23 protein-coding genes and 1 other annotated feature are annotated in these 25,277 nt (G+C 38.7%); of the genes, 18 read left to right on the top strand and 5 right to left on the bottom strand.

From position 1 onward, the window contains the following. From HMPREF9088_RS02255 to HMPREF9088_RS11870, 4 genes are all read left to right on the top strand, one after another. Positions 1-1,044: M14 family metallopeptidase (locus HMPREF9088_RS02255; RefSeq protein ID WP_007207499.1), on the top strand; the 1,044-nt coding region annotated here is incomplete at its 5' end. An 11-nt stretch (positions 1,045-1,055) separates the two neighbouring features. Beyond that, positions 1,056-1,871, top strand: a complete 816-nt coding sequence (locus HMPREF9088_RS02250; protein WP_007207498.1) for a transporter substrate-binding domain-containing protein — start codon at positions 1,056-1,058, stop codon at positions 1,869-1,871. Between the two features lie 318 nt (positions 1,872-2,189). Then, the gene (locus HMPREF9088_RS11565; RefSeq protein ID WP_081457055.1) at positions 2,190-2,270 is read left to right on the top strand and encodes a CAT RNA binding domain-containing protein; all 81 of its coding nucleotides are present in this window, start codon (positions 2,190-2,192) and stop codon (positions 2,268-2,270) included. 9 nt (positions 2,271-2,279) lie between these two features. Next, complete coding sequence (locus tag HMPREF9088_RS11870) at positions 2,280-2,441, top strand: hypothetical protein (protein ID WP_007207497.1); 162 nt, start codon at positions 2,280-2,282, stop codon at positions 2,439-2,441. Positions 2,442-2,945: 504 nt separating this feature from the next. On the opposite strand, the gene HMPREF9088_RS02240 is transcribed toward HMPREF9088_RS11870, so the two are convergent. Further along, positions 2,946-4,055: an ABC transporter ATP-binding protein gene (locus HMPREF9088_RS02240; protein ID WP_040366116.1), complete on the bottom strand. Its 1,110-nt coding sequence runs from the start codon at positions 4,053-4,055 to the stop codon at positions 2,946-2,948. A 109-nt stretch (positions 4,056-4,164) separates the two neighbouring features. Beyond that, positions 4,165-5,046, bottom strand: a complete 882-nt coding sequence (locus HMPREF9088_RS02235) for a helix-turn-helix domain-containing protein (protein WP_007207495.1) — start codon at positions 5,044-5,046, stop codon at positions 4,165-4,167. 139 nt (positions 5,047-5,185) lie between these two features. Continuing rightward, positions 5,186-5,418, top strand: a binding site (T-box leader). A 195-nt stretch (positions 5,419-5,613) separates the two neighbouring features. On the opposite strand from HMPREF9088_RS02235, the gene HMPREF9088_RS02230 reads away from it, so the two are divergent. Genes HMPREF9088_RS02230 through HMPREF9088_RS02220 form a run of 3 tightly spaced genes read left to right on the top strand, consistent with a single transcriptional unit; the run spans position 5,614 to position 7,719 of the window. Then, positions 5,614-6,255: an amino acid ABC transporter permease gene (locus tag HMPREF9088_RS02230; RefSeq protein WP_007207494.1), complete on the top strand. Its 642-nt coding sequence runs from the start codon at positions 5,614-5,616 to the stop codon at positions 6,253-6,255. 12 nt (positions 6,256-6,267) lie between these two features. Beyond that, positions 6,268-6,900 carry an amino acid ABC transporter ATP-binding protein gene (locus HMPREF9088_RS02225; RefSeq protein WP_007207493.1) on the top strand — a complete coding sequence of 211 codons (633 nt, stop codon included), beginning with the start codon at positions 6,268-6,270 and terminating at the stop codon, positions 6,898-6,900. A 15-nt stretch (positions 6,901-6,915) separates the two neighbouring features. Then, on the top strand, positions 6,916-7,719 hold the full coding sequence (locus tag HMPREF9088_RS02220; protein WP_007207492.1) for an amino acid ABC transporter substrate-binding protein: 804 nt from the start codon (positions 6,916-6,918) through the stop codon (positions 7,717-7,719). A 261-nt stretch (positions 7,720-7,980) separates the two neighbouring features. Here HMPREF9088_RS02220 and HMPREF9088_RS02215 read toward each other — a convergent pair whose 3' ends face one another. Then, positions 7,981-8,457 (bottom strand): NUDIX hydrolase, encoded by a 477-nt coding sequence (locus HMPREF9088_RS02215; RefSeq protein WP_040366113.1) that lies wholly within the window; start codon positions 8,455-8,457, stop codon positions 7,981-7,983. Between the two features lie 23 nt (positions 8,458-8,480). Then, positions 8,481-9,425 carry an L-lactate dehydrogenase gene (locus tag HMPREF9088_RS02210; RefSeq protein WP_007207490.1) on the bottom strand — a complete coding sequence of 315 codons (945 nt, stop codon included), beginning with the start codon at positions 9,423-9,425 and terminating at the stop codon, positions 8,481-8,483. A gap of 158 nt (positions 9,426-9,583) precedes the next feature. Here HMPREF9088_RS02210 and HMPREF9088_RS02205 point away from each other — a divergent pair, with 158 nt between their 5' ends. From HMPREF9088_RS02205 to HMPREF9088_RS02180, 6 genes are all read left to right on the top strand, one after another. Further along, positions 9,584-12,019: a DNA translocase FtsK gene (locus tag HMPREF9088_RS02205; protein ID WP_007207489.1), complete on the top strand. Its 2,436-nt coding sequence runs from the start codon at positions 9,584-9,586 to the stop codon at positions 12,017-12,019. A 106-nt stretch (positions 12,020-12,125) separates the two neighbouring features. After that, the gene (locus tag HMPREF9088_RS02200; RefSeq protein WP_007207488.1) at positions 12,126-12,875 is read left to right on the top strand and encodes an ABC transporter ATP-binding protein; all 750 of its coding nucleotides are present in this window, start codon (positions 12,126-12,128) and stop codon (positions 12,873-12,875) included. Further along, positions 12,865-14,676, top strand: a complete 1,812-nt coding sequence (locus HMPREF9088_RS02195; RefSeq protein WP_007207487.1) for an FtsX-like permease family protein — start codon at positions 12,865-12,867, stop codon at positions 14,674-14,676. The genes HMPREF9088_RS02200 and HMPREF9088_RS02195 overlap by 11 nt, the downstream gene beginning before the upstream one ends. 84 nt (positions 14,677-14,760) lie before the next feature. Beyond that, positions 14,761-15,822 (top strand): dual-specificity RNA methyltransferase RlmN, encoded by a 1,062-nt coding sequence (rlmN, locus tag HMPREF9088_RS02190; protein WP_040366111.1) that lies wholly within the window; start codon positions 14,761-14,763, stop codon positions 15,820-15,822. A 453-nt stretch (positions 15,823-16,275) separates the two neighbouring features. Further along, on the top strand, positions 16,276-17,940 hold the full coding sequence (locus HMPREF9088_RS02185) for a peptide ABC transporter substrate-binding protein (protein ID WP_007207485.1): 1,665 nt from the start codon (positions 16,276-16,278) through the stop codon (positions 17,938-17,940). 76 nt (positions 17,941-18,016) lie between these two features. Then, positions 18,017-19,666: a peptide ABC transporter substrate-binding protein gene (locus tag HMPREF9088_RS02180; RefSeq protein WP_007207484.1), complete on the top strand. Its 1,650-nt coding sequence runs from the start codon at positions 18,017-18,019 to the stop codon at positions 19,664-19,666. A 64-nt stretch (positions 19,667-19,730) separates the two neighbouring features. Here the strand turns inward: HMPREF9088_RS02180 and HMPREF9088_RS11560 are convergent, their stop codons facing one another. Continuing rightward, positions 19,731-20,066 (bottom strand): DUF3899 domain-containing protein, encoded by a 336-nt coding sequence (locus tag HMPREF9088_RS11560; protein ID WP_007207483.1) that lies wholly within the window; start codon positions 20,064-20,066, stop codon positions 19,731-19,733. A gap of 86 nt (positions 20,067-20,152) precedes the next feature. Between HMPREF9088_RS11560 and opp3b the strand changes: the two genes are divergently transcribed. Genes opp3b through HMPREF9088_RS02155 form a run of 5 tightly spaced genes read left to right on the top strand, consistent with a single transcriptional unit; the run spans position 20,153 to position 25,167 of the window. Beyond that, on the top strand, positions 20,153-21,094 hold the full coding sequence (opp3b, locus tag HMPREF9088_RS02175; RefSeq protein ID WP_007207482.1) for an oligopeptide ABC transporter permease: 942 nt from the start codon (positions 20,153-20,155) through the stop codon (positions 21,092-21,094). After that, entirely contained in the window at positions 21,094-22,140 is a 1,047-nt protein-coding gene (gene opp3C, locus HMPREF9088_RS02170) for an oligopeptide ABC transporter permease (RefSeq protein WP_007207481.1), read from the top strand. Before opp3b ends, opp3C begins: the two co-directional genes overlap by 1 nt. A 4-nt stretch (positions 22,141-22,144) precedes the next feature. Then, positions 22,145-23,185: an ABC transporter ATP-binding protein gene (locus HMPREF9088_RS02165; RefSeq protein WP_007207480.1), complete on the top strand. Its 1,041-nt coding sequence runs from the start codon at positions 22,145-22,147 to the stop codon at positions 23,183-23,185. 12 nt (positions 23,186-23,197) lie between these two features. Continuing rightward, positions 23,198-24,136, top strand: coding sequence for an ABC transporter ATP-binding protein (locus HMPREF9088_RS02160; RefSeq protein WP_007207479.1), 939 nt, complete (start codon positions 23,198-23,200; stop codon positions 24,134-24,136). 23 nt (positions 24,137-24,159) lie between these two features. Continuing rightward, positions 24,160-25,167 carry an RNA-guided endonuclease TnpB family protein gene (locus tag HMPREF9088_RS02155; protein WP_007207478.1) on the top strand — a complete coding sequence of 336 codons (1,008 nt, stop codon included), beginning with the start codon at positions 24,160-24,162 and terminating at the stop codon, positions 25,165-25,167. Positions 25,168-25,277: the final 110 nt, after the last annotated feature.

Genomic DNA, 25,277 nt, shown 5'->3' with positions numbered 1-25,277 from the left:
ATTAATGAAAGAGTACAAATGGTAAAATTTTTGAAATTAGAAGAAGAGGTGATTATTATTAAATTAAATATATCGAACTTTCCTAAAGGGGAGATAACACAAGATAAACTTGTGATTGGTCAAAGAGCAGATGGTTCTGATATTGCAATTATTTATCATATTATTAAAGGTATAGAAAATGGACCAACAGTATGGCTTAATGGTGCAGTACATGGAGATGAGTTAAATGGACCATACGCGCTGTTAAAACTTTTAAAAAACGTAGATCCAAAAAAAATATCAGGAACCATTATAATAACTCCTATTTCTAATGTTTTGGCGTTTAATGGAAGACAAAAAAATACTCCTAGAGATCTTCTAGATTTGGATCAACAATTTCCAGGAAATGCTAAGGGAACAATTTCGCAAAGAATTGCCTTTGAGTTATTTAAAACATTTGGCGAACCAGCTTCAGTAATAATTGACTGTCATACCGTGGGTAGTCTTTATGAAGGGAAACCATATACTGTTGTAAAAAAAATTAATGATGAATTAGAAGAGTATTATCAAAAGGCACGACATTTGGCTTATGTGTTTGGTGGAGAATATCATTGTTCTTTGGATTTTTCCAAAAATTTAAATGAAATTCCAGGGAACACATTCGGATTCTTAGACGTTCAAGCCCAATTAAATAAAAAAATATCATTTATGGTTGAACTGGGACAAGGAGGTATATTGGATTCGGAAGATGTAAGATTTTCCTATGATGGTTTTATAAGAATTTTAAATGAATTGTCAATTATCAACACATCACAAAATAGTCACCCATTTTCCAATCGTATAATTAATCGTCGATATTATTTGTACTCTGATGTAGCTGGATTGTTAACATACACTGTACATGCAGGACAAGTAGTAAATAAAGGTGAACTAATTGCAGAGATTACAAATATTAATGGAGAAGTGAAACAATATTTTGCAGAGAAGAATGTTCACATTATCATAAGTAGGAGAAATGCGGTTGTTGAAACAGGTGATAGATTATTTTTTCTTGGGAAAGAGTGAGGTAAGGGTCAATGATGAAAAAAGGCTATATATTAAGCGGAATATTTATAGGTGTCATAATATTTTTGGTCGGGTGTTCTAGTAATAAAAGTGACTCTAGTATTAGCAGTACTAATGAAACTACTTCCAGTACCAAAGTGTTAAAGGCGACTACATCAGGTCTACACTATCCTTGGAATTATAAGGATGATAAAGGGAAACTGACTGGCTATGATGTAGAAGTAACAGAAGCGATTGCAGAAAAATTAGGATATGTGGTAAAATGGACGACCACAGATTTTACAAGTCAGATGGCACAACTAGAATCTGGAAGAACAGATGTAGTGGCAGAACATGTAGCAATTACAGATAAGAGAAAACTTACATATGAGTTTACAGAACCATATGCATATCCAGATATTGAATTAATGGAAACTAGCGACAACAATTACCAATCACTGTCAGATTTAAAAGGGAAAAAAGTTGCGGTAGCATTAGGATCATTTTATGAGGATTATATTCGTGAAAATAATCCTGACGATGAAATAGAAGTAGTAACATATGAAGATACAAGCGGAATTCCAAATGACTTAGCTTACGGTAGAGTGGATGCATATTTAAATGACAAAATTAGTGGTGAAGAGAAAATAGAACAATCTGGTTTAGATTTAAAAATGTCAGGTATAAGTATTTTTAAAGCACAGTTTGCTTATCCATTTTCTAAAACTGATGAAGGAACAGCATTAAAGAATAAATTTGATACAATTTTAAAGGAACTGGAGAAGGATGGTACATTAACTAAATTGTCTGATAAGTACTTTAAAGAAGATATTTCAACTCTAGGATAATAGTTATAATTATTTAGTATGTATCTTCGAATAAGAAATAAATAATAAAAGGAAACATACTCTACGGCAGGAAGAGCTATCATATCTTAAGAAATCTTCCTTGCCTAGAGTATTTTTTGATAAAAAAGAACAGTTGAACTACTCAATACAAAAATATTCTGAAAAGGCTTACGCGATAAATAAGGATATGCTATTGTGTATTCAGATATCAGGATTGTTAGTGTTCGACAGGCAAAACCGGGATTATTCCATTGAAGTAGTGTAGGAGATGATTCTAGGTTTTTTTTTATTTTCATTAGATAAGAGAAAGCAGTTATCATGATTATTGGGAAAGTGTTAAATAATAATGTCGTTTTTTCAACTAATGAAAAAGGAGAAGAAATTATTTATATGGGCTGAGGACTAGCATTGCAAAAGAAAGCTGGCGATACCATTGATTCGACCAAAACGATGAGAAGATTTAGTAGGGAAGCGGAAGAACCAGCATATGCTGGTTCCTTCGCTATGTTTGTGGTACTTGTGATTCAAGACATAGGCTTGCAATTGCTAAGATCATCAAGGGTAACATGATTTGCATGTAAATACCATCTGCTAGCCAATCACTTAAGGATCCGTAAATCACCCAAGAAAATGTGAGGAAAGCTAAGCGAAGACTGGAAAAGGAAAATGTAAAACAATATTTTAGTACAAAAATTGTGTTAAAGCCATAGCATATCATCCAAAACATAGATTCCATGGCTGGTGTCGTATTGTGGGCTGCTAGCAATACTAAATACAGCACTAAGGCAGCGATAAGAAATAGAAAATGATAATAATAATGTCGTGTTTGTCTTAAGCAATTCACTTCAGACACATCCTTTCGAACGGAAGTATAGCAACTCCCTTATCCCAATTCAATAGATGTGATAAAACTGAAAGGGAACTGTTCGTTTGTTGGTCTTTTATGTAAGAAAAAACCACCAAAAACGGGCAAGTTTTTGGTGGTTTTCATTAGGGGGTACAAATAAGGAAAAATATATAAGTAGTTGAGAAGTGAAAAGGGGCAAACTCTTCACTTCCCAAGAACTAACAAAATTAATGTAAGGTAATTACTTCTTCTGTTTGTTTGTCAAAGAAGTGTGCTTTATTGATGTTGAAAGCTAATTCAATCGTTTCACCAGGATTATGGAAATCACGAGCATCCACTTTCGAAATGAATTCGGTATTTCCTACACGTGTGTAAAGCATTGTTTCAGCTCCTAATAATTCAGATACGACAACTTCTGCTTTAACAGTAGCTTCTGGTGAGGCCTGAAGAACGACTTCTTCACTGTGAATGTCTTCAGGACGGATACCAAAGATAATTTCTTTTCCTTCGTAGCCTTTTTCTACTAGGACTTTGTTACGACCTTCAGGAATGCGTAAGCTTAAGCCAAGTCCATCTGAAATTACGCCGTTGTTTAGGACAACATTGAAGAAGTTCATCGCAGGTGATCCGATAAAGCCAGCTACGAAGACGTTATTAGGTGTGTTGTATACTTCTTTTGGTGAACCAATTTGTTGGATGATACCGTCTTTCATGATAACGATTCGGTCAGCCATGGTCATCGCTTCTGTTTGGTCATGGGTAACATAAATTGTAGTAGTAGCTAGACGACGGTGCAATTTTGCAATTTCCGCGCGCATCGCTACCCGTAATTTTGCATCTAAGTTTGATAATGGTTCATCCATTAAGAAAACTTTGGCATCACGAACGATTGCTCGACCAAGTGCCACCCGTTGACGTTGTCCACCAGATAATGCTGCTGGCTTGCGGTCAAGATATTCAGTCAAACCTAAAATTTCCGCTGCATTTTCAACCCGTGATTTAATATCAGCTTTGTTGTATTTACGTAGTTTTAAACCAAATGCCATATTGTCATAGACAGACATATGTGGGTACAACGCGTAGTTTTGGAAAACCATGGCGATGTCGCGATCTTTCGGTGCTACATCATTCATGACTTTATCGCCAATGTATAATTCACCTTCTGAGATATCTTCTAAACCAGCAATCATCCGAAGTGTTGTCGATTTCCCACAGCCAGAAGGTCCGACAAAGACGATGAATTCACGATCAGCAATATTTAAGTTAAAGTCTGTAACTGAGTAGTTCTCAGCGTTATCATATTTTTTATACACGTGCTTTAAAGCCATTTCTACCATTACAATTCCTTCTTTCTTTGAACTTATCTTATACACTCACTATAATGAAAACGGTTTATACAAACAATGGGAACGTGCACAAAAAAAGACAGCTTGCTTGTGCAACCTGTCAAGAAACAACGGAATCGATAAAATTTTCTATAAGGAGCTGACAAAGAAATAGTTGATTGGTTTCTTTTAAGTTCAGTAAGCTTGTTTGTTGGAATTTATCAAGCTTATATTGCAAGGTATTGCGATGCATAAATAATTCTTTGGCCGTCGAGCTGATATTTCCTTGATTGTCCCACAACGTCGTTAATATAAGAGGCAAGTCACTATCAGAAAACCAATGCGCCGCTAAAGCATGCAATAAGTAGCTTGAGGCGAGGGCTTGTTTGGTGCAGTACGAAACAATGAGCATTGCTAAATCACTGGCAGCTTCTTGTCTACGCGTAGATTGAAAGAACGAAAAGATTGCTTCTTCTTCGGCAAAAATTTTGTAAAAGGTAACGGTCGATGGATGAAAATAACCGACATAGATGCGACTATAGCTATCAAAGTCTCCATCTAGAGCTAAAAACAGGCCAGCTAATTCATTCGTTGAAAAAGAATGAGCGTCTTGCTTTTCGATTAAGATAGCGTATTGATCTGTTACAAAGAATGCGTCGACCAATTGAGGCATCATTATACGAATTTCTTCTAGCCAAGAAGTGGAATCGAGTCGTTGCGTTTGATTCCAAGCAATTTGAATGATGCGATAGTTTCCTTCAGTGATGGCAATTGGTTTTTGTAACAATAACAGACGATACCAAGGATGCGTATCACATTCATGGATCAGCGTTTTTTCTTCTGCAAGGTGCTGTAGAAGATGCATTTCCGTTACTGAAAGTTGCGCTTTGGGAATCCATATATAGCCCGTCTTAGAAGGAAAAGAAAACAGCATTGGTTCACTTGCCGGTAGAGCATGCAAGGATGCGTTTGGGTAAATTGAAAGTAGTTCGTTAAAGTCCATCCAGATACCTCCTCATTCTATTACCATTGTAATTGAAATCAATCGAATCGCAAGCCTAAGTCGAATAATAAAAATGAGAAAATGATAAGAAAAAAAGGTTGACAATTTTATTGCTACCATGTAAAGTAAGAACAATAAAAGAAATACAATGACAAGAACAAGTAAATTTGTTGCTACTTTAGAGAGTCTCTGGTTGGTGAGAAGAGATAGTGACACAAGTTGAAACACATCTTGGAGTTGATTCTCTGAATGAAGTAAGAGAATTCGGGAGGCCCGTTACAGCTGCAGTCATTTGAATGAATATGACTCATTGAGGTTTTTGTTGCAAGACAAAAACAAAAAAAGGTGGAACCGCGTAATTACGCCCTTTAGTCGTTTGACTAAGGGCTTTTTTTATTGCTACGGTTTTGTGTCATTCAGATGATTCATGAGGTTACTTTTGTAAAAAAGTAGCAAAACTGAGGTGGCACCACGTAGATACGTCCTCTGGCTTTTGGCCAGAGGTTTTTTTTATGAATCGATCAACTATCGATTGTCTTTAATGATATTTTTTTGGAGGAGAGAACAATGGCTTACTTTTTATCTTTGTTTCCACAACTAATGAGTGGAATTGGCGTCACATTGAAATTATTTCTACTAACAATTATCGGATCGGTCCCTTTAGGAATTATTTTTGCCTTTTTCTTATCAAGTAAATTTGCACCATTGCGATGGGTGATGCAAGTCTATATTTGGTTGATGCGCGGAACACCATTACTATTGCAATTAATTTTTGTCTTTTATGGCTTGCCATTAATCAATATTGTTTTCGAGCGATTTGATGCAGCGCTTTTTGCTTTTGTACTGAACTATGCAGCGTATTTTGCAGAAATTTTCCGTGGTGGGATTCAATCGATTCCTCAAGGGCAATACGAAGCAGCACAAGTGTTGCGTTTAAACCCCATTCAAACAATACGTAAAATCATTATTCCGCAAGTGACGAAAATTACCTTGCCTTCAGTCGGAAATGAAGTTATTAACTTAGTCAAAGATACGTCTTTGATTTATATTTTAGGATTATCAGATGTGATGCGTTTAGGGAAGATAGCGATGGAACGTGACACCACACTAGTACCGCTATTAGGCGTCGCGATTGTCTACTTAGCGATGACTGGGATTTGTACAGTGGTCTTACGTCAATTAGAAAATCGTCTGGATTATTATCGGTAGGAGGAATAGGGAATGTTAGAATTAAAAAATATCAACAAGGCATTTGGAGAAAAAAAAGTCATCCAAAATTTAGATTTAACCATCCCTGATGGTACCATCCTAGCAATCGTCGGTCCTTCTGGCGGAGGAAAGACGACGCTATTACGGACGTTAGCAGGATTAGAGACAGTCGATAGTGGCACGTTTTTACTGGATGGCAAAGCATTTGACCCGACCAATACAAAAGAGCAAGAACAAGTTGTCGGTGTCGTGTTCCAAGATTTTCAGCTTTTTCCTCATTTGAGTGTGCTGGAAAATATTACGTTAGCACCAAAAATGGTATTAAAAGAATCTGTCCAAGTCGCTGAAGAGAAAGCGAAAAAACTAGCCGGTCAGCTAGATATTGAGAGTTTACTGAATCAGTATCCTTATCAGCTATCTGGTGGGCAAAAACAACGACTAGCAATTGCACGAGCCATGGCGATGGATCCCAAAGTCTTAGCATATGATGAACCAACGAGTGCACTAGATCCAGCTTTACGCCAACAAGTAGAACAATTGATTTTAAATTTAAAAGCGCAGGGTGTAACACAAATCGTCGTCACCCATGATTTGACCTTCGCGGAAACAATTGCAAATCAACTATTAAAAGTAGAACCAAAATAAAAGGAGGATATTATAATGAAAAAATGGGTAAGTTTGGTTATGTTAGTTGCGAGCGTGGTTGGCTTAGCAGCATGTGGTAGTTCAGAGAAAACAACGGAGAGTGCAGCGGATAAAAAAACAGTCGTAGTCGGATTAGATGACACGTTTGTACCAATGGGCTTTAAAGACGATGATGGTACTATCGTCGGCTTTGATGTTGATTTAGCCAATGCTGTCTTCGCACTAACAGATACTAAAGTGAAGTTTCAACCAATCGATTGGTCAATGAAAGAAACGGAGCTAGCCAATGGTACGATTGATATGATTTGGAACGGGTACACAATGAATGATGAACGAAAGAAAAAAGTGACCTTCTCTGACTCTTATATGAAAAATACCCAAGTACTAGTAACGAAAAAATCAAGTGGAATCACTACTGTTGACGGTATGAAAGGGAAAATTCTAGGGGCACAAGAAGGGTCTTCAGGCTACAATGTCTTTACAAAGCAAGCTGATGTCTTAAAAGATATTGTTCAAGATGAAGATGCAACACTATATGCTAGCTTTAATGAAGCGTTTATTGATTTAGAGCACGGACGGATTGATGGCTTGTTAGTGGATAATGTATATGCGGGCTATTACTTGAAGCAGGCAGGGACATTGTCTGATTACAATATTATTGAAACACCGTACACACAAGAAAGCTTTGCAGTTGGTGTCCGTAAAGGGGACGACAAATTAGCTGAAAAAATTAATGAAGGTTTGAAAACATTAAAAGAAAATGGTAAGTATGATGAAATCGTCGAAAAATGGTTTGGCGATGAGGCTACCTCAAAATAAAGAGGCTGAGAAAAAAGCGAATAGATCCGAGCAATAACTCGGGAATTTCAAAAAATGCTTTTAAATTTTAGAAATTTTCGAGTTATTGTTGAGAGATCTGCTTTTTGATCACCGTTTAAAGAGGCTGAAAAAAAGCGAATAGATCCACAAAAGACCAAAAAATCCAGAAGTTGTTTCTTAAATGGATTTCTTGGTCTTTTTACGTTTAGGTACTTTTGTCTCATCATTTGGAAAATGACAGACCATAATCTTATAGTTCAGCTAATGAATGACGCGCCAGTTCGGATACGTTGTTTTATCCATCGTCGCCTGGCCTAGAAACTCTTCTTTGACTTTCAAAACAAGAGGCGATGCATTTTCTAAAGTGAGCCGTGAAAAATCGACCAAGACGGCTGCATCAGAGTCATTGAGGCCATCACTTACGACAGTTGGTAGCTGTAGCTGTTGACTATCAAGTTCAATCGTATAGAGGGCCATGAGGTGATGAACGGTAAATAACTGCGTCTCTTCTTTTACAAAGACATCATACACGCGTGGATTGGCATAAGATATGACACGGTAGCCAGTTTCCTCAAGTACTTCCCGTACGAGCGTTTCAGTCAAGCCTTCACCAATTTCTTGGCTACCTCCCGGAAGATCGTATCGTCCGCGATAGGGACCGGCATTTTTTTGAATACATAATAACTTACGATCTTTGATACAAGTACCATAGACACCAAAGTGCTTTTTGAATTTCACGTGCACCCTCTTTTCACAATAGGTTAGTTTGTTGAATGAGCATCCAATGCTTCTTGGTATTTCTCTTTAATATAAGTTGCAGAAGTTTGAAGTTTAGTTAATTCTTCTTCTGTTAAATCCAATTGGACTTGTTGGATAATGCCTTGACGTCCGACCACTGCGGGATAAGAGAGATAGGTTCCATACTCTTTTCTGTAATTAGAGACAGGTAGCTCGGCATGAGAGTCACTCAAGATAGCGACAGCTAGTGACACGCCGGCAGTCGCTACACCATAGTTCGTGTATTTTTTGCCTGCAAAAACGGTATGACCGCCCACCTTCGCCTCGTGGTCCAATTCCTCTAAGTCTAAGGTCAATTGATTTTCTTTTAAGTAGTTTGTTAATGAAGTACCTAGCACGCGTACAGTAGACCAAGCCGTGAATTGAGAGTTGCCGTGTTCACCTAAGTTGTACCCTTGGACTGAGCGTGGATCTAACGCTAGTTGTCTGCCGACTGCACGCTTCATACGAGCGGAATCCAACAACGTACCCGTGCCGATGACGCGTTCTTTTGGTAAGCCGGTCACAGACTGATAGATGGATGTAATAACGTCTACTGGATTGGTAATGACAACCAAGACGCCATCAAAGCCGACTTCTTTTAATTTTTGCGCTACTTTGGTCGCTTCGACACTCGTAAATGGCAATTCAGCAAAGCGGTCGTTGTTTGGATTATCTTGTAATTTGATGTTGCCGATTGCAGAAATGATGACATCAGCATCTGCTAATGCGTCATAATCATTGAAGACGATAGTTGTATGGACCGGTAAATTCGCCATCGCATCTTGAAAGTCTAATGCATCTGCAGCAACTTTCTTTTCATTTGAATCAATTAATACCAAATCATCTGTCAATCCAGCGGCAACAATGTAGTGTGCAGCAGCTGCACCCACGTTTCCCATGCCGATAACCCCAATTTTTCTCGTCATAACCTAAAGCACTCCTTTTTATTGGTTTGTTTCATTTATTCTAGACCTCTCCTCTTCATTTTTCAATCATGGATGGAAAAATGTTGTCGGGGGCTGAACTTTTTTTGCAGCTATTTTTTATGTATAATAGAAGGGAATGAAATGAGGGAGAATGAAGCATGGCAGCAAACAAGAGGGCAATAAAAAAACGTAAGACAAAAAAGCAACAGCAACAACAAGAAAAAATGATTTGGATTGGAATAGGCGCCTTTTTGAGCTTATTTGGTCTATTTGGCATTCTTAAATTAGGATTTTTAGGAACACTGGTCGCAAATATCTTTCGCCTAGTCGGGGGAAATACCTATTTATTTCTTTGTGTGGGGATGATTGGTGTCGGTTTGTGGTTGATGATTAAAAATCAAGCAGCGAAGTGGCGCCCAAATCATTTCTTTTATGGGGGCTTATTGCTTTATTTAGGAGTATTGATTTTCCTTCATGCGCTATTGTTTGGTCGCCTTGAGTCAAATGATCCAGCGATTATCGCGAATACTTGGAGTAGTTTGTTGATCGATCTAAAAGCGGGACGGGTCGCACAAAATGTCGGTGGTGGAATGATTGGTGCCGTTTTGTATGCTGGAACGTATTTTTTACTAGCACAGGCGGGTAGTTACTTTGTTAGTGTATTGCTAATGATTGGCGGCGCATTAATCATTAGTCCGTATACGTTGCAAGATTGTCTGGACCATTTTGGCCGTATCAAAGAGTTGGCGCAACAACGCTATGATGCGAATGCAGATAAACGCACGGAAAGGGAAGAGCAACGTCAAGCCAAAAAACGCCAAAAAGAAGAAAACCAAGCAATGAAGAAAGCGGCGATTTTAGCTGAAATTCAGGCAGAGGAAAGCCAAAAGAATGCCGTACGTCCAAAAACGCCAGGTGAAAAATTAGCAGAACAAACCAAAGTCGAAGTACCTGTGGAGACTGAACAACTCAGCTTTGTACCAATAAATAGTTTTCAAGAGAGCAAAGATCGTGATTTTGAGCAGCCAAAGTTCGCAGATGCACAGCCTCCGAAGAAAAAACCAGTTGAAACAGACGAAGATGAAGGAGAACTACTGGAATTTGATATCCCGCAAGATGTGGAAGATGAAGCTTATGAGTTGCCACCATCCACATTGTTAGATCCAGGTAAGCCGACTGATCAAAGTGGCGAGTACAAAAAAATCGAAAAAAATATTGCTGTGCTAGAGAAAACATTTGAAAGCTTTGGTGTCGATGCCAAAGTGGTCAAAGCCAGCTTAGGTCCCTCTGTCACTAAATTTGAAATTCAGCCAGCCATTGGGGTGAAAGTGAGTAAAATTGTCGGCTTAACCGATGATATTGCACTTGCACTAGCAGCCAAAGACGTACGGATGGAAGCACCTATCCCGGGTAAGTCGTTAATTGGGATTGAAGTACCAAACGATGCAATTAGCACTGTGTCATTTAGAGAAGTCGTCGAGGCTCAGACGCCACATCCGGATCATCTATTAGAAGTTCCTTTAGGACGCGACATTTCAGGTAGAGTCCAAACGGCCGACTTGAGCAAGATGCCTCATTTATTGGTCGCGGGTTCGACAGGGAGTGGGAAATCAGTCGCGATTAACGGCATGATTACCAGTATTTTGATGCAAGCCAAGCCCCATCAAGTAAAATTAATGATGGTCGATCCTAAGATGGTAGAATTAAATGTCTATAATGGCATTCCCCATCTGTTAACGCCAGTTGTGACCAATCCACGAAAAGCAGCTCAAGCATTACAAAAAGTGGTCAAAGAGATGGAAGAACGGTATGAGAAGTTTGCAGCGACAGGTGTCCGAAATATTACTGGCTACAATGAAATGATTGAAGAACGCAATCAACAAACTGGTGAGAAGCATCCAATCTTGCCATTTATTGTTGTCATTGTCGATGAGTTAGCTGACTTGATGATGGTGGCCAGTAATGAAGTAGAAGATGCCATTATTCGTTTAGCGCAAATGGCTCGTGCGGCGGGAATTCACATGATTTTAGCGACACAACGGCCAAGTGTGGATGTTATCACAGGGATTATCAAAGCAAACGTACCTTCACGGATGGCCTTTGCCGTCTCTAGTGGGACCGACTCACGGACGATTATTGATACGAACGGAGCGGAAAAATTATTGGGTCGAGGAGATATGCTCTTTTTACCAATGGGAGAGAATAAGCCAATTCGTGTGCAAGGGGCATTTATTTCAGACCATGATGTAGAGGCAGTCGTCTCCTTTGTCACAAATCAGCAAGGCGCGAACTACGAAGAGAAAATGATGGTTTCTGATGAGGAAGTCACCACGAATCAAGCAGAAGAGTCCCAAGATGAGCTGTATGATCAGGCCAAGGAATTGGTTGTTGAAATGCAGACTGCCAGTGTTTCACTGTTGCAAAGAAGATTCCGCATAGGCTATAACCGGGCTGCGCGCTTAATTGATGAATTAGAAGCCAATGGTATCATTGGCCCATCAGAGGGAAGCAAGCCGCGTAAAGTCTATCTAGAATCACTAGAGCAGACGGAACAAGACAGCGAATACTACTCACCTCAAGAGAACGATGAGTAACTTTACTAAGAAATGACAAATTTGTTCGTTGGCTTTCACCTTATTCAATGGGGTGTAAGCCAACTTTTTTATATAATGAGGACAAGAAAAAACAAAGGAGTCTATTATGTTAACAGTCAAAAATATCAGTAAAACGTATGGCGAAGCAATGAAATATGAAGCATTAAAAGAGATTAATTTTACGATTGAAGCCGGTGAATTCGTAGGTATCATGGGCCCTTCTGGTAGCGGAAAATCCACGTTGTTAAATATTTTGGCAACAATCGATAATCCAACGAACGGAAAGGTATTGTTGAATGGTGAAGACCCTCATGCTCTAAATTCAGAACAAGTGGCTCAGTTCCGAAGAGAAAAGCTAGGCTTTGTGTTTCAAGCATTTAATCTGTTACCGACTTTGACCGTTGAAGAAAATATGGTCTTACCGTTGACATTATCGGGCGAATCCGTCCGTGTGATGAAACAAAAAGTCCGTGAAATCGCACCGAAGTTAGGCATAGAACAACTCTTAAAAAAACGGACATCTGAAATTTCAGGTGGGCAAGCACAGCGGGTAGCAGTGGCACGTGCGATGATTCATCATCCACAATTGATTTTGGCAGACGAGCCGACAGGAAATCTGGACACCAAAGCATCAAAAGATGTGATGCGTCTGTTTCATCAATTAAACCAAGAAGAAAAAGCGACCTTACTGATGGTAACCCATGATCCGCTTTCGGCTAGCTATTGTCGCCGTATCCTTTTTATCAAAGATGGCAAGTTAATTAATGATATTCATCAAACTTCGACACAAGAAGCATTTTATCAAGAAATCATGCAACAACTTGCCCAATTGGAGGGCGTAAACAATGAATTTTAGACAATTTGTTTATCGCAATACGATGCGTAATAAGCCACTATATTTGGCTTATTTTCTAAGTACACTGGTCAGCGTGATGGTCTTCTTTACATTCAGTACGATGGCATTTCATCCAATTTTGCAATCAGGTGTGAGCCAAAATCTGAAAGTAGGAATGCTCGGTTCAGCTGTTTTAATCTTTGGTTTTTCATTTTTCTTTGTCATTTATTCGCTAAGTATCTTTTTACAATCTCGTAAAAAAGAATTTGGCCTGTTGTTGATTCAAGGAATGAGTATGAAGCAGTTGCGCCGGATGATTAGTCTAGAGACATTGGTCATTGGCTTTTGGTCAATTATTTTTGGTAGTTTATTAGGTGTGGGCTTTTCGCAGCTAATATTGTTCGCAGCCAAACAACTGATTGGTGTGAATTTTGACGCTTATTTTCCTGTAAAAGCGATTGTTCTTACAATTGTTTCGTTTAGCCTACTGTTTTTAGTAAGTTCAGGGGTGGCTCAATTTCAATTACCAAAACAAACGATTCAACAATTATTAAAGGCCGATGAACAAGGCAAAGGAGCCATTACTTTTTCTAAAGTCAAAAGTGTCATCGCCTTTCTCTTACTTGCAATCGGCTATACGATTGCGTTACTGTCACAAGGGACGACCGTCATTATGGCCTTTCTACCAGTCTTAGTAATGGTAGTCATTGGCACGTTTATGCTATTTTCACAATTAAGTGTCCAAATTATCGAAGGATTGAAAAAACATTTGTCGTTCTTTTGGAAAAAACGCAATTTGGTTGTTTTCTCTGACTTAGCTTTTCGCATGAAGGACAATGCACGGTCATTTTTCTTAATCACGATTGTATCGACTGTAGCATTTGTCGCAGTAGGGACATTGTATGGCGTGCAAGCGATATTCTTAGGGGTCATGAATTATATTCCATATGACTTTCAAGCGCCTACTGAGCAGCCATATATTCAAAAGGTCGATCAAACATTGTCTAGCCTACACATCACGGCTGAGAAGGCTTCCTATACGGATTATGCTGATGAACAACAAACGACCATCCACGCTTCTGATTACAACAAAGTGGCGAAATTATTAGGTAAAGAGACCCTTTCACCTAAAACCAATGAGGCAATTCAATTACAAGCAGCTGGCTCAAAATCGACTGTGGCTTCTGTGAAACAAGTGACTATAGGACAGCAAACGCTGAGCGTCACATCAGAAAAAACTACTGCGATTGTTCCTGTCTATCAAGGAACGTTTGTCGTAAGCGATGAGGTTCAGTTGACTGGTACGGCAAATAGCTCGACAATCTGGCTGACCAAAGATGCCACGGAAAGTCAAAAAATAGCTGCCGGAAAACAGCTAGCAGACACACCGATTATTTCTGCTATTGCATACAATAAAGATGCAACCCTCAAAGGCTATGCCCCTACTTTGTTCGTAGGAATTTTTGTCAGTCTAGTATTCATTGTTTCAGCGGGAAGCTTCTTGTATTTCCGTCTGTATAGTGATTTAGCCAATGATACACAAAAATACCGCATGATCTATCGCTTAGGTCTTTCACGCAAAGAATTAAAGAAAATGGTGTATCGACAAGTAGGAATTTTGTTCTTTATTCCATTAGTCGTGGCACTTGCACATAGTATTGTGGCCTTACTTGCAATGTATCATTTGTTCTCATTGACGATGCAAGCAGCGGCCATTGAGGTTCTAGCTGTTTTTGTCTGCGTACATGTCTTTTACTATATACTCGCTAGTCGATTGTATTTCCGTTCGATTGCAAACGCGATTGGCATGGCGGATAAATAAGAGAAAAAAATTCTCGTGAAAACTTGCACTTAAAAAACTTTTCACGTATAGTAAGCAACGACAAAAGTGAAAAGAGGAAAAAAAATGAAAGCTTCCATTTATGAATTACCATTGAATGAATTGACTGACTGGGTCTTAGAACAAGGAGAAAAAAAGTTTCGGGCGACGCAACTATGGGAATGGCTCTATCAAAAACGTGTGCAGTCCTTTACACAGATGACCAACTTGTCAAAAGGGTTTATTGAAAAGCTAGACGAAACTTTTATTATTAATCCTTTGCATCAAGTCGTTGTACAAGAAGCACAAGATGGGACTGTGAAGTATTTATTTCAGTTGCCAGATAACCATATGATTGAAACGGTGATGATGACCCAAGAATATGGTCTATCCGTCTGCGTGACAACTCAAGTAGGCTGTAACATTGGCTGCACATTTTGTGCCAGTGGTATTTTGAAAAAGCAACGCGATTTAACAGCAGGAGAAATCGTGGCGCAAATAATGTTAGTCCAACATTATTTAGATGATAAGAACGAAGGAAGTCGGGTGTCCCACATTGTCGTGATGGGCATTGGTGAACCATTTGACAATTATCAAAATGTCATGAACTTTTTAACGATCGTAAATGATGCGAAAGGTCTTGCGATTGGTGCACGCCATATCACGGTATCGACCAGTGGCCTTGTTCCTAAAATCAGAGAGTTCGCTGAAAATGGCTTACAGGTCAATCTAGCTATTTCGTTGCACGCACCAAATAATGACGTACGTACGTCTATTATGCGAATCAATCGGACATTCCCAATCGAAAAGCTGATGGATGCGGTCGATTATTACTTAGAGAAGACCAATCGACGAATTACTTTCGAGTACATTATGTTAAGTCATGTAAATGACCGAGTGGAGCACGCTCAGCAACTAGCTGACTTGTTAAAAGATAAGAAAAAGCTCACTTACGTTAATCTAATTCCGTATAACCCAGTAAGTGAACATGATCAATACGCACGCAGCTCAAGAAATGATGTCATGAAATTTTATGATGTCTTAAAGAAAAATGGTATCAATTGTGTCATTCGGAAAGAGTATGGAACCGATATCGATGCAGCATGTGGTCAATTGCGAAGCAAGCAAATGAAGCAAGTAGCAAGATAAGAGGTTAGAACAAAAGCGTTCAGATCCGAGCAATGAGATCTGAAATTCCAAAAATTGTACCACAAATTTTTGAGAATTTATGTCGCAATGCCGAGGATTTGCATTTGGTATACCGTTGATAGAGGTTAGAACAAAAGCGTTCAGATCCGAGCAAAAAGAGCAAAAAATCCAAGAGTTTGAGAAGCAACTTCTGGATTTTTTGCTCTTTTTGTGTATCTATAGCACACATACAGATTGTTGAATAATATACAAACCAAATAATCAGAGTTTTTAAACCGTAAATACAAAAAAATAAAAAAAATTACGGCGTTTTCACATATTTTTTAAGTATATGAAGATTAAATGAAGAAAATATTAAATTTTTCTTGCTTTTTTAATAATTACTAATTAAAATTTAATTTAATTCAGACAATACTCAATTTCTGAAAAAATGAATAAAGGGGAGATTTGTGCATGAAAATGAAATGGGCATATGGTTTGGTAACAATCTTTGGGCTTGCTCTAGCAGGTTGTTCTACAACAGGTGGTTCTTCATCAACAGCAACATCAAGTAGTTCAGGAGGAGAAGCAAAAGATCAGACATTTAAAGTCGTTGTGCAACAAGAAATGCCAAGTGCCGATTTATCTTTGGCGACAGATACGATTAGTTTTAGTGCCTTAAATAATGTGTATGAAGGACTCTATCGTTTAGATAAAGACAACAACCCTGAGCCAGCAGGAGCTGCTGAGAAGGCTACGGTCAGCAATGATGGCTTAACGTATACTATTAAATTAAGAGAAGACGCAAAATGGTCTAATGGAGATGCAGTAACGGCGGCTGATTATGTTTATGGTTGGCAACGTACAGTGAATCCTAAGACAGCGTCAGAGTATGCCTATTTATTCTCACCAGTGAAAAATGCAGATGACATTACAGCTGGAAAAACAGCAGTAGATCAATTAGGAATTAAAGCAGTTAGTGATTATGAATTAGAAATCACATTAACAAAAGCAACACCATATTTTGACTACTTATTAGCTTTCCCTTCATTCTTCCCACAAAATCAAAAAGTGGTAGAAGAAAATGGTTCAAATTATGCACAAACAAGTGACAATGCTGTCTACAATGGTCCATTTACATTGACAGACTTTGACGGACCAGGTACAGATACTGAATGGAGCTATACTAAGAACGATACGTATTGGGATAAAGATAATGTGAAATTGTCTAAAATCGATGTTAGTGTCGTGAAAGAATCTTCTACTTCATTGAATCTATTCCAAGATGGTGAAGCAGATGATGTCATTCTTTCAGGAGAATTAGCGCAACAAATGGCTAATGACAAATCATTTGTGTCACAACCAGAAGCATCTACTACTTACTTGGAAATGAACCAACGTGATGCGAATTCACCATTCAATAATGAGAACTTAAGAAAAGCAATCTCTTATGCTATTGACCGTGATGCGTTAGTGAATTCAATCCTAGGTGATGGGTCAATTGCTTCGACTGGGCTAGTACCTGCTAACTTGACATTTAGTCCTTCTGATAAGGAAGACTTTACAAAAGCAGTTGGAACAGAACTTTCATACAGCAAAAAACAAGCAAAAGAATATTGGGAAAAAGCGAAGAAAGAATTGGGAATTACTTCTTTAAGCTTTGACATTTTGTCTTCAGATACTGATTCATCGAAAAAAATTACCGAGTACTTACAAAGTGCTATTCAAGAATCATTAGATGGCGTGACCGTAACATTGAGTCCCGTGCCATTCTCTGTCCGCTTGGATCGTTCAAACTCTGGTGACTTTGATGTTGTAATGGGTGGTTGGGGTGCCGACTATGCCGATGCAAGTAGCTTCTTAGATTTATTTGTTTCTGGAAATTCATATAACCGTGGTCAATGGAGTAACTCTGACTACGATGCGGCTATTAAAGCCGCAAGCACAACCGATGTTAGCGATGCCGACAAACGTTGGGATGATATGGTAGACGCAGAAAAAATCTTGATGGATACGCAAGGCGTCATTCCATTGTACCAAAAAGCCGAAGCACACTTACGTAATACAAAAGTGAAGGGCGTGGTTGCCCATGGTGCTGGTGCACAATACGACTACAAGTGGACGTATATCGCAGAGTAGTACAAGTTTCCCCATTCAGTTGGTTACTTAATGGGGAGTCGTTTATTGGTTTGGCAAGGAAATAGGGGGAAAGAAAATGAGAAAGAAACAGATTATTGGTTGGTTGGCTTTGTGTGGTATTGTCTTAGCGGGATGTACAACTGGTGGTTCAACGAGCGACAGTGGCTCCTCTAATTCCAGTACAAAGCAAGAGTTTAATGTCGTTGTACAACAAGAAATGCCGACAGCAGATTTATCAGTAGCGACAGACACGATTAGTTTTTCGGCTCTCAATAATGTATACGAAGGTCTTTATCGCTTGGATAGTGAAAACAAACCCCAAGCAGCAGGCGCTTCAGAATTAGCAACCGTTAGTGACGACGGTCTAACGTACACATTAAAATTAAGAGAAGATGCGAAATGGTCTAATGGCGATCCGGTAACAGCAGCCGACTATGTCTATGGTTGGCAACGAACAGTGAATCCAAAAACAGCTTCAGAATATGCGTATTTGTTTGAATCGGTTGAGAATGCAACGGAGATTATTAATGGGGAAAAAGCTGTTGATCAACTAGGGATCAAGGCAACGGGCGATTATGAGCTGGAAATCAAATTAACAAAAGCAACACCTTATTTCCAATATTTATTAGCTTTCCCATCTTTCTTCCCACAAAATCAAAAGGAAGTAGAAAAAGAAGGCGATAACTATGCGAAAACCAGTGACAATGCCATTTACAATGGACCATTTACCTTAGAAGGTTTTGATGGGCCAGGGACTGATACTGAGTGGAGCTACAAGAAAAATGATCAGTATTGGGATGCAGACAATGTCAAACTGGATACAATCAATGTGAGTGTCGTGAAAGAATCATCGACATCGTTGAATCTTTTCCAAGATGGCCAAGCAGATGATGTCATTCTTTCAGGAGAATTGGCACAACAAATGGCAAATGATAAAGCATTCGTCTCACAAGAAGATGGTCGTACTTCATACTTAGAATACAACCAACGAAAAGCCGATTCACCATTTAAAAATGCAAAATTACGTCAAGCAATTTCTTATTCGATTGATCGTGATGCCTTAGTAACAAATGTGTTGGGTGATGGGTCGATTGCATCGACAGGATTGATTCCTAAGAACTTGACATTTGGACCAGATGGCACCGAATTTACAAAAGCTTCAGGGACCTTGGTAAGTTATGATGCGGATAAAGCAAAAACACTTTGGGCAGAGGCAAAAAGTGAATTAGGAATTGACTCGTTATCATTTGATATCATTGCTTCAGATGATGATTCAACGAAAAAAGTTGTCGAGTATATCCAAAATGCGATTCAAGAAAACTTGGATGGCATCACAGTAACTGTAACACCAGTACCATTTTCAGTCAGACTTGATCGCTCAAGCTCAGGTGACTTTGATGTTGTGATGGGTGGTTGGGGAGCTGACTATGCCGATGCTAGTAGCTTTACTGATTTATTTGTCACAGGTAACTCATACAATCGGGGGCAATGGAGCAATGCGGAATACGATAAATTGAATACGGCAGCTGGGTCAACAGATGTTACAAATCCAGAAAAACGCTGGACAGACTTACTTGATGCAGAAAAAGTTATTATGGATGAACAAGGTGTAACACCAGTCTTTCAAAAAGCTGAAGCACATCTACGTGCAACAAAAGTAAAAGATGTTGTCGTACACAGTGCAGGTGCACAATATGATTACAAATGGGCTTATATTGAAGAATAAGTAAAAAATGCGGACGTCCAATTGGCGTTTTGTGTCGCATGCCAATTGGGCGTACCGCCGTTTTTTATAAGTAAGACAATCCCAAAAAGATGAGGCTTAAGCAGAAAAGAATGAATGCCGGCTCTAGCCAAAAACGATAGCTTGTACGGCCAATATCTGATAGGATAGGATAATCTTCTTTTGTTTTACGAAAGGTCTTTTTCCATGAGTACTGAAAGAAATCAAATAATCCAGAAGAACAAACCCATAAAAAACAACCAATTACCAAAAAGAAGAGAGTAAAGAGAAATAGTATATCGGATACGCGAACCAAAGTTAACGTGGAAAAGAAAATAGACCACAAAAAACTAATTGCCAAACTGCCAATACTAATGAAGAGTGTACTTTTACGAAGGTGCATACGGAACTCCTTTCAATCATACATAAATAATAAAATAACTTTACAAAATTATTGTTTATAAGTCAAAACACTTAGGAGGAAATTAAGTGAATAGTTTTGTTAAATATATCTTAAAAAGAATCTTTTTTATGCTGGTGACCTTGTGGATCATTGCGACCATTACTTTTTTCTTAATGAAATTATTACCAGGAACACCTTATACCAATGCTGAAAAATTAAGTGCAGAACAAATTGCTTTATTAAACAAACAAATGGGATTAGATAAGCCGATGCTGGTGCAATATGGTTTGTATCTAAACAACTTGCTGCATTTTGATTTAGGTATTTCATTCCAGTTTAAAAATCAACCTGTAGCGAACTTACTTAGTGCTCGGATTGGACCATCCTTACAGTTAGGGATTCAAGCGATTATTGTCGGTACTTTAGGCGGAATTATTTTAGGTGCAATTTCAGCAATGAAGCAAAATACGTGGATTGATACCACTGCGACATTAGTAGCCATTCTTGGCCGCTCAATCCCGAACTTCGTCTTCGCCGTACTGCTTCAATATGTCTTTGCCATGAAGCTACACATTTTACCAATCGCCAAATGGGAAACATTCGCTTATACGATTTTACCTACAATCGCTCTAGCTATGTCGCCATTAGCTGATGCTGCCCGCTTTATTCGGACGGAAATGGTCGAAGTGCTGCATAGTGATTATGTAGAGCTTGCTCGTGCGAAGGGCTTAAGCCGATGGGGGATTGTCTTCCATCATGGTCTTCGCAATAGTCTTATTCCATTATTAACATTATTAGGACCTCTTGCTGTTGGTCTGATGACAGGTTCATTGGTTGTTGAAAATATTTTCGCTATTCCTGGGATTGGGGAACAATTTGTAAAATCAATTATGACCAATGACTACCCAACAATTATGGCAGTAACGATGTTGTATTCGGCTATGTTGGTTGTCGTTATTTTAATTGTCGATATTTTATATGGGATTGTCGATCCTAGAATTCGTGTATCAGAAGGGAGTCGTGGTTAATGACTAATTCAGCACAATTGAATGAAAAAGAAGTAGCAGCGATTCCAATCTCTTCTTTTGAACCATTAGAAAAAAGTACGACGGAAAAACGTGAAGAAATCGCTATGCCATCATTGACGTTTATGCAGGATTCATGGCGACGTCTAAAGAAAAACAAAGCTGCTGTGCTTTCGATTATATTGTTGGCAATTATTATTGCGATTTCAATCGTGACGATTTTTGTTTCGCCGCATAATCCGACTGCCCAAAATGTGAAATATACCAACTTGCCACCTAAAATTCCAGGAATTAATATTACTGGCTTAAATGGGTACGCTGAAGTTGGTGGGAAGTTAGTAGATAAATACGCACAAGCTAATGTACCTGATGGAACGTATTTCTTTTTAGGAACAGATAGTTTAGGACGTGACTTATTAAGTCGTTTATTTATGGGTACGCGTGTATCGTTATTAATTGCCTTTATTGCTGCTTTACTCGATATTGTTTTCGGGGTGACTTATGGCTTGATTTCAGGTCTACTTGGCGGCCGTGTCGATAATATTATGCAACGTTTCTTAGAAATCATCTCAGGGATTCCCAATTTGGTCGTGATGATTTTGATGTTAGTGGTATTCGAACCAGGTATTCCGTCAATCGTGGCCGCTATGGCGATTACAAACTGGATACCAATGGCCAGAATTGTCAGGGCGCAGACGATGAAGCTCAAAGATCAAGAGTTTGTGTTGGCTGCGACAACATTAGGTGAAACGAGATCAAAAATTGCATTCAAGCACATTTTGCCAAATATTTCGAGTGTCATTATTATTCAAATGATGTTTAGTATTCCGTCTGCTATTTTCTTCGAAGCTTTCCTAAGTTTTATCGGACTAGGTCTTCGTCCGCCAGTTGCTTCGTTAGGGACATTATTAAGTGATGGATACAAGACATTCCTATTTTTACCTTACCAACTATGGGTGCCAGCAGTGACGCTATCAGTCATAATGATTGGATTTAACTTACTAGCAGATGGATTACGCGATGCGTTTGATCCGAAGATGAAAGAGTGATTGAATGAATAAGATAATTGAAGTGAAAAATTTAGAAATTTCTTTCGATACTTTCGCCGGAAAAGTTCAAGCTATTCGAAATGTGAGTTTTGATTTGTATCAAGGTGAAACATTAGCAATTGTGGGTGAATCTGGAAGTGGCAAATCGGTAACGACGAGAAGTATTATGGGTTTGTTAGCGAGTAATGCGAATATCGAAAATGGCGAAATTCTTTTTAACGGTTCGGATATCGTAAAGAAAAGTGAAAAAGAAATGCAAAAAATTCGAGGCAAAGATATCTCAATGATTTTCCAAGATCCAATGACATCGTTGGATCCAACGATGCCTATCGGTAGACAAGTGGCTGAGTCGTTAGTGAAACATACGAAAATTTCCAAAAAAGAAGCCTTAAAGCAAGCGTTAGAATTACTGAATTTAGTAGGGATTCCCAATGCTGAAAAACGCTTGAAAAATTATCCTCACCAATTTTCAGGTGGGCAAAGACAGCGGATTGTTATTGCGATTGCATTGATTTGTTACCCACAAGTATTAATTGCTGATGAGCCGACCACAGCACTCGATGTAACAATCCAAGCGCAAATTATTGAATTGTTAAAAGATATCCAACAAAAAATGAACTCATCGATTATTTTCATCACTCATGACTTAGGCGTGGTAGCTAATGTGGCAGACCGTGTCGCTGTCATGTACGGTGGGAAAATCGTTGAAATTGGTACGGCTAGAGAAATTTTTTATAATCCGCAACATCCGTATACATGGGGCTTACTCGGATCAATGCCGACATTAGAAAGTACTGGCAAACGATTATATGCGATCCCAGGTTCTCCGCCAGATTTATTAAAACCACCAACTGGCGATGCGTTTTATCCACGTAATGAATACGCGATGAAAATCGATACGGAAAAGGAACCACCATTTTTCGATGTGTCTCCTACGCACAAGGCAGCTACGTGGCTGCTGGCACCTCAAGCACCAAAAGTGATACCACCAGAAGAAATTCAAATTCGCTGGAAAAAATTTAAAGAAAATGCTTTTGGCGAGTAAGGAGGGGATATCGTGAGCAAAGTCTTATTAGATGTGAAGAACTTAAAGCAATATTTTAACGTTGGGCGTAAAGATGAAGTGAAAGCTGTCGATGATATGACGTTTCATATATATGAAGGGGAAACATTTGGATTGGTTGGCGAATCAGGAAGTGGAAAATCCACGACAGGTCGCTCGATTATTCGTCTGAATACACCGACTGATGGCACAATCACCTTTGATGGCAAAGATGTCATGAAATTAAAAGGAAAAAAAGAATTAAAAGATTTTCGTAGAGAAGTTCAAATGATCTTCCAAGATCCATACGCTTCTTTAAACCCACGCATGAAGGTCCGCGACATCATTGCTGAAGGAATTGATATTAATCATTTAGCAAAAAATGACAAAGAGCGCAATGCACGTGTCGATGAGCTGTTAAAGACAGTTGGCTTGAATCCGTCGCATGGGACGCGTTATCCTCATGAGTTTTCCGGTGGGCAGCGTCAACGAATCGGCATTGCACGAGCATTAGCTGTGGATCCTAAGTTTATTATTTGTGATGAACCGATTTCTGCCTTGGATGTGTCCATTCAAGCGCAAGTGGTCAATCTTTTACAAGACTTACAAGAAAAGCACAATCTGACCTATTTCTTTATTGCACATGATTTATCGATGGTCAAACATATTAGTGACCGTATCGGTGTGATGCATTTAGGGAAATTGCTTGAAGTTGGTACAAGTGATGAAATTTATCATTATGGAGTGCATCCTTACACAGAAAGCTTATTATCGGCTATACCATTACCAGATCCGGAGAGCGAACGTACGCGCAAACGCATTAAGTATGTGGAAGCTGCTCAGACAGATGTGGCGAGAAGTATGCAAGAAATCGCACCGGGACACTTTATTTACGCAACACCAGATGAAGTACCAATGTATCAAGAAAAATTGAGAAAAAAGAAAGAAGCATAGCAATAGGGTAAGGGGGTTGATTCATGAAAGTGTTAAAAGGTTATCGTTTTCGGATTTATCCAGACGAAGAACAATTGACATTTTTTAGGCAAACCTTTGGCTGTGTAAGATTTACATATAATCAACTATTAATGGCGAGAAAAAACACAGCGAATTCGGAAGAAAGTATGAAATTAACCCCCGCAGTATTAAAAAAAGACTATCCTTTTTTAAAGAAGACAGATAGTCTGGCTTTGGCTAATGCACAGCGTAACTTAGAGCGAGCGTACGCAAATTTTTTTCAAGGAAGAGCGAGCTATCCTAAATTAAAAAACAAGAAAAGCACGTGGCAATCCTATACAACAAATAATCAAAAACATACGATTTATTTTGTTGATGAAAAACTAAAACTTCCTAAGTTGAAAAGTTTGATTCAAGTGCATCAGCATCGTGAGATTAAGGGGTTGATTCGTTCAGCCACGATTTCAGCAAAAAACAATGAAGAATTTTATGTATCTTTACTGTGTTTAGAAGAAGTCACTGCTTTACCGAAAACCAAAAAAGCTATCGGTATTTCATATTGTCCAAAACATTTGATACATGTATCTAAGCCGCTCGATCACTTAGAAACGATTGAAGAACAAATGCAGGAAGACAGGCTGATAAAAGCAAAAAGAAAACTTCTTTTACGCGCTAAAATTGCGAAAAAGCATAAAGTGAAGCTAAAAGACGCCAAAAATTATCAAAAGCAAAAGCAAAAAGTGCACAAGTTAATTCAGGAAAAAGCCTTTAGAAAAAAGGACTTTATTGACCAGCTGACATTTTCATTAGTCAAAGAGTTCGATTATATTTTTGTCGAAAAGCAACCAAGTACCGTCGATAGTGAGGAGACGAGTCTATTTAACTCTAGTGATTGGTATCTGTTCATGCAAAAACTAACGTATAAAACACAATGGTATGGCAAAAAATATCTAGCGATTGAAAAGCCAGCGAATACAGAAAATTCGGGACAGATGATTGAAGAACTAGGAAAGCAACGACTCGGCCTTTAATGTCAAAGAACTGGAAGGGGCTCCAGGGATCGCCTAGGGTATAGAAAAAAGGCAACTTTTTGTTTCTAGGAACAATCGCTCACTAATTATGAAAAACCAAAAAAGAGAGG

The organism is Enterococcus italicus DSM 15952 (assembly GCF_000185365.1).
GTDB lineage: Bacteria > Bacillota > Bacilli > Lactobacillales > Enterococcaceae > Enterococcus_G > Enterococcus_G italicus.
This window is presented reverse-complemented; position numbering and strand designations above follow the sequence as displayed.

Excerpts from the sequence above, each read along its gene's own strand:
- HMPREF9088_RS02250 (WP_007207498.1), top strand. The coding sequence starts at position 1,056 with ATGATGAAAAAAGGCTATATATTAAGCGGAATATTTATAGGTGTCATA.
- HMPREF9088_RS11565 (WP_081457055.1), top strand. The coding sequence starts at position 2,190 with ATGATTATTGGGAAAGTGTTAAATAATAATGTCGTTTTTTCAACTAAT.
- HMPREF9088_RS02240 (WP_040366116.1), bottom strand. The coding sequence starts at position 4,055 with ATGGTAGAAATGGCTTTAAAGCACGTGTATAAAAAATATGATAACGCT.
- HMPREF9088_RS02235 (WP_007207495.1), bottom strand. The coding sequence starts at position 5,046 with ATGGACTTTAACGAACTACTTTCAATTTACCCAAACGCATCCTTGCAT.
- HMPREF9088_RS02230 (WP_007207494.1), top strand. The coding sequence starts at position 5,614 with ATGGCTTACTTTTTATCTTTGTTTCCACAACTAATGAGTGGAATTGGC.
- HMPREF9088_RS02225 (WP_007207493.1), top strand. The coding sequence starts at position 6,268 with ATGTTAGAATTAAAAAATATCAACAAGGCATTTGGAGAAAAAAAAGTC.
- HMPREF9088_RS02220 (WP_007207492.1), top strand. The coding sequence starts at position 6,916 with ATGAAAAAATGGGTAAGTTTGGTTATGTTAGTTGCGAGCGTGGTTGGC.
- HMPREF9088_RS02210 (WP_007207490.1), bottom strand. The coding sequence starts at position 9,425 with ATGACGAGAAAAATTGGGGTTATCGGCATGGGAAACGTGGGTGCAGCT.
- HMPREF9088_RS02205 (WP_007207489.1), top strand. The coding sequence starts at position 9,584 with ATGGCAGCAAACAAGAGGGCAATAAAAAAACGTAAGACAAAAAAGCAA.
- HMPREF9088_RS02200 (WP_007207488.1), top strand. The coding sequence starts at position 12,126 with ATGTTAACAGTCAAAAATATCAGTAAAACGTATGGCGAAGCAATGAAA.
- HMPREF9088_RS02195 (WP_007207487.1), top strand. The coding sequence starts at position 12,865 with ATGAATTTTAGACAATTTGTTTATCGCAATACGATGCGTAATAAGCCA.
- rlmN (WP_040366111.1), top strand. The coding sequence starts at position 14,761 with ATGAAAGCTTCCATTTATGAATTACCATTGAATGAATTGACTGACTGG.
- HMPREF9088_RS02185 (WP_007207485.1), top strand. The coding sequence starts at position 16,276 with ATGAAAATGAAATGGGCATATGGTTTGGTAACAATCTTTGGGCTTGCT.
- HMPREF9088_RS02180 (WP_007207484.1), top strand. The coding sequence starts at position 18,017 with ATGAGAAAGAAACAGATTATTGGTTGGTTGGCTTTGTGTGGTATTGTC.
- HMPREF9088_RS11560 (WP_007207483.1), bottom strand. The coding sequence starts at position 20,066 with ATGCACCTTCGTAAAAGTACACTCTTCATTAGTATTGGCAGTTTGGCA.
- opp3C (WP_007207481.1), top strand. The coding sequence starts at position 21,094 with ATGACTAATTCAGCACAATTGAATGAAAAAGAAGTAGCAGCGATTCCA.
- HMPREF9088_RS02165 (WP_007207480.1), top strand. The coding sequence starts at position 22,145 with ATGAATAAGATAATTGAAGTGAAAAATTTAGAAATTTCTTTCGATACT.
- HMPREF9088_RS02155 (WP_007207478.1), top strand. The coding sequence starts at position 24,160 with ATGAAAGTGTTAAAAGGTTATCGTTTTCGGATTTATCCAGACGAAGAA.